Source organism: Guptibacillus sedimenti, assembly GCF_028610665.1.
GTDB lineage: Bacteria > Bacillota > Bacilli > Bacillales > Guptibacillaceae > Guptibacillus > Guptibacillus sedimenti.
In genome coordinates this window covers 1-4,815 of record NZ_JAQQWV010000018.1, presented here as the reverse complement: position 1 = coordinate 4,815, position 4,815 = coordinate 1, and the positions used below count along the sequence as shown (strand labels likewise).

2 rRNA genes are annotated in these 4,815 nt (G+C 52.8%); both read right to left on the bottom strand.

Annotated elements, in window-relative coordinates:
- Positions 1–3 precede the first annotated feature (3 nt).
- A 23S ribosomal RNA gene (locus PQ578_RS22300) occupies positions 4–2,933 on the bottom strand.
- Positions 2,934–3,235: 302 nt separating this feature from the next.
- A 16S ribosomal RNA gene (locus PQ578_RS22295) occupies positions 3,236–4,788 on the bottom strand.
- The 16S and 23S rRNA genes sit together here, the layout of an rRNA operon.
- Positions 4,789–4,815 lie beyond the last annotated feature (27 nt).

Sequence of the window (4,815 nt, the reverse complement as noted above, 5' to 3'; positions counted from 1 at the left end):
TTTTAGGTTAAGCCCTCGATCGATTAGTATTCGTCAGCTCCACGTGTTGCCACGCTTCCACCCCGAACCTATCTACCTCATCATCTCTAAGGGATCTTACCAGCTTAATGCTGTGGGAAATCTCATCTCGAGGGGGGCTTCATGCTTAGATGCTTTCAGCACTTATCCCTTCCACACGTAGCTACCCAGCTATGCTCCTGGCGGAACAACTGGTACACCAGCGGTGTGTCCATCCCGGTCCTCTCGTACTAAGGACAGCTCCTCTCAAATTTCCTGCGCCCGCGACGGATAGGGACCGAACTGTCTCACGACGTTCTGAACCCAGCTCGCGTACCGCTTTAATGGGCGAACAGCCCAACCCTTGGGACCTACTTCAGCCCCAGGATGCGATGAGCCGACATCGAGGTGCCAAACCTCCCCGTCGATGTGGACTCTTGGGGGAGATAAGCCTGTTATCCCCAGGGTAGCTTTTATCCGTTGAGCGATGGCCCTTCCATGCGGAACCACCGGATCACTAAGCCCGACTTTCGTCCCTGCTCGACTTGTAGGTCTCGCAGTCAAGCTCCCTTGTGCCTTTACACTCTGCGAATGATTTCCAACCATTCTGAGGGAACCTTTGGGCGCCTCCGTTACACTTTAGGAGGCGACCGCCCCAGTCAAACTGCCCACCTGACACTGTCTCCGCACCGGATCACGGTGCTGGGTTAGAATGTCAGTACAGCCAGGGTAGTATCCCACCGACGCCTCCATCGAACCTGGCGGTCCGACTTCTATGGCTCCTACCTATCCTGTACAAGCTGTACCAAAATCCAATATCAGGCTACAGTAAAGCTCCATGGGGTCTTTCCGTCCTGTCGCGGGTAACCTGCATCTTCACAGGTACTATAATTTCACCGGGTCTCTCGTTGAGACAGTATCCAAGTCGTTGCACCTTTCGTGCGGGTCGGAACTTACCCGACAAGGAATTTCGCTACCTTAGGACCGTTATAGTTACGGCCGCCGTTTACTGGGGCTTCGATTCAGAGCTTCTCCCGTAAGGGATAACCCCTCCTCTTAACCTTCCAGCACCGGGCAGGTGTCAGCCCCTATACTTCGCCTTACGGCTTTGCAGAGACCTGTGTTTTTGCTAAACAGTCGCTTGGATCTTTTCACTGCGGCTCCCCTGGGCTATAAACCCGAGGAAGCACCCCTTCTCCCGAAGTTACGGGGTCATTTTGCCGAGTTCCTTAACGAGAGTTCTCCCGATCGTCTTAGGATTCTCTCCTCGCCTACCTGTGTCGGTTTGCGGTACGGGCACCTCTTTCCTCACTAGAGGCTTTTCTTGGCAGCGTAGAATCAAGGACTTCGGTACTAAATTTCCCTCGCCATCACGACTCAGCCTTCACGGTGAACGGATTTACCTATTCACCAGCCTAATCGCTTGGACGCGCATTTCCAGCAGCGCGCTCACCCTATCTTTCTGCGTCCCCCCGTCGTTCAAACGGAAAGGAGGTGGTACAGGAATATCAACCTGTTATCCATCGCCTACGCCTTTCGGCCTCGGCTTAGGTCCCGACTAACCCTGAGCGGACGAGCCTTCCTCAGGAAACCTTGGGCTTTCGACGGACAAGATTCTCACTTGTCTTTCGCTACTCATACCGGCATTCTCACTTCTAAGCGCTCCACCAGTCCTTTCGGTCTGACTTCACAGCCCTTAGAACGCTCTCCTACCATTGTCGTAAGACAATCCACAGCTTCGGTGATACGTTTAGCCCCGGTACATTTTCGGCGCAGCGTCACTCGACCAGTGAGCTATTACGCACTCTTTAAATGATGGCTGCTTCTAAGCCAACATCCTGGTTGTCTAAGCAACGCCACATCCTTTTCCACTTAACGTATACTTTGGGACCTTAGCTGGTGGTCTGGGCTGTTTCCCTCTCGACTACGGATCTTATCACTCGCAGTCTGACTCCCGCGGATAAATCGTTGGCATTCGGAGTTTGACTGGATTCGGTAATCCGGTAAGGACCCCTAGTCCAATCAGTGCTCTACCTCCAAGATTCTTGCCGCGAGGCTAGCCCTAAAGCTATTTCGGAGAGAACCAGCTATCTCCAGGTTCGATTGGCATTTCACCGCTACCCACACCTCATCCCCGCATTTTTCAACATGCGTGGGTTCGGGCCTCCATTCAGTGTTACCTGAACTTCACCCTGGACATGGGTAGATCACCTGGTTTCGGGTCTACGACCACGTACTATTTCGCCCTATTCAGACTCGCTTTCGCTGCGGCTCCGCCTTATCAGCTTAACCTTGCACGGGATCGTAACTCGCCGGTTCATTCTACAAAAGGCACGCTGTCACCCATTAACGGGCTCCAACTAGTTGTAGGCACACGGTTTCAGGTTCTCTTTCACTCCCCTTCCGGGGTGCTTTTCACCTTTCCCTCACGGTACTGGTTCACTATCGGTCACTAGAGAGTATTTAGCCTTGGGAGATGGTCCTCCCAGATTCCGACGGGGTTTCACGTGTCCCGCCGTACTCAGGATCCGTCTCGGAGGGCAGCGGATTTTGACTACAGGATTGTTACCTTCTCTGATGGACCTTTCCAGGTCGCTTCGTCTATCCGTGCCTTTGTAACTCCAAAGAGACGTCCTACAACCCCAGAGGGCAAGCCCTCTGGTTTGGGCTGATTCCGTTTCGCTCGCCGCTACTCAGGAAATCGCATTTGCTTTCTCTTCCTCCGGGTAATGAGATGTTTCAGTTCCCCGGGTCTGCCTTCCATTCCCTATGTATTCAGAAATGGATACCATCCTATTAAAGATGGTGGGTTCCCCCATTCGGAAATCTCCGGATCAAAGCGTACTTACAGCTCCCCGAAGCATATCGGTGTTCGTCCCGTCCTTCTTAGGCTTCTAGTGCCAAGGCATCCACCGTGCGCCCTTAGTAGCTTAACCTTCGATTTGTTAGGCATTGCTGCCATAACGCATCAGTTATTACTAAGTTCTTGCATAAAAATAATTATTGGATGTCGTTGTTTATGCTATCTAGTTTTCAAGGAACAAGGCTCCTACTTGAATCCACTTCTATGCTGCCTTGCACCGAGGAAGCCAACATCGTTAGCGTTACTCGAAGACGCAGGTGCATATCTGTTTCATCATATAAGCCACATTTTGAAAGAATACAATCATTCTTTCAAAACTAAACGAAACGCTCATGTAAGGTTGGTAACGTAAGTTACCTTCGTAATTCTCCATAGAAAGGAGGTGATCCAGCCGCACCTTCCGATACGGCTACCTTGTTACGACTTCACCCCAATCATTTGTCCCACCTTCGGCGGCTGGCTCCATAAAGGTTACCCCACCGACTTCGGGTGTTACAAACTCTCGTGGTGTGACGGGCGGTGTGTACAAGGCCCGGGAACGTATTCACCGCGGCATGCTGATCCGCGATTACTAGCAATTCCGGCTTCATGCAGGCGAGTTGCAGCCTGCAATCCGAACTGAGAACGGCTTTATGGGATTTGCTTCACCTCGCGGTGTTGCTGCCCTTTGTACCGTCCATTGTAGCACGTGTGTAGCCCAGGTCATAAGGGGCATGATGATTTGACGTCATCCCCACCTTCCTCCGGTTTGTCACCGGCAGTCACCTTAGAGTGCCCAACTAAATGCTGGCAACTAAGATCAAGGGTTGCGCTCGTTGCGGGACTTAACCCAACATCTCACGACACGAGCTGACGACAACCATGCACCACCTGTCACTCTGTCCCCCGAAGGGGAACGTCCTGTCTCCAGGATTGTCAGAGGATGTCAAGACCTGGTAAGGTTCTTCGCGTTGCTTCGAATTAAACCACATGCTCCACTGCTTGTGCGGGCCCCCGTCAATTCCTTTGAGTTTCAACCTTGCGGTCGTACTCCCCAGGCGGAGTGCTTAATGTGTTAACTTCAGCACTGAGGGTGGAACCCCCCAACACCTAGCACTCATCGTTTACGGCGTGGACTACCAGGGTATCTAATCCTGTTTGCTCCCCACGCTTTCGCGCCTCAGCGTCAGTTACAGACCAGAGAGCCGCCTTCGCCACTGGTGTTCCTCCACATATCTACGCATTTCACCGCTACACGTGGAATTCCACTCTCCTCTTCTGCACTCAAGTCCTCCAGTTTCCAATGACCCTCCACGGTTGAGCCGTGGGCTTTCACATCAGACTTAAAAGACCGCCTGCGCGCGCTTTACGCCCAATAATTCCGGACAACGCTTGCCACCTACGTATTACCGCGGCTGCTGGCACGTAGTTAGCCGTGGCTTTCTGGTTAGGTACCGTCAAGGTACCGCCCTATTCGAACGGTACTTGTTCTTCCCTAACAACAGAGCTTTACGACCCGAAGGCCTTCGTCACTCACGCGGCGTTGCTCCGTCAGACTTTCGTCCATTGCGGAAGATTCCCTACTGCTGCCTCCCGTAGGAGTCTGGGCCGTGTCTCAGTCCCAGTGTGGCCGATCACCCTCTCAGGTCGGCTACGCATCGTCGCCTTGGTAAGCCATTACCTTACCAACTAGCTAATGCGCCGCGGGCCCATCCTGCAGTGTTAGCTCAGAAAGCCAACTTTCAACATTGCACCATGCGGTGCGATGTATTACCCGGTATTAGCTCCGGTTTCCCGGAGTTATCCCAGTCTGCAGGGCAGGTTGCCCACGTGTTACTCACCCGTCCGCCGCTAAGATCAGGGAGCAAGCTCCCATCTCTTCGCTCGACTTGCATGTATTAGGCACGCCGCCAGCGTTCGTCCTGAGCCAGGATCAAACTCTCCGATAGAAAGCTTAATCTAGCTTTTAAAACAAT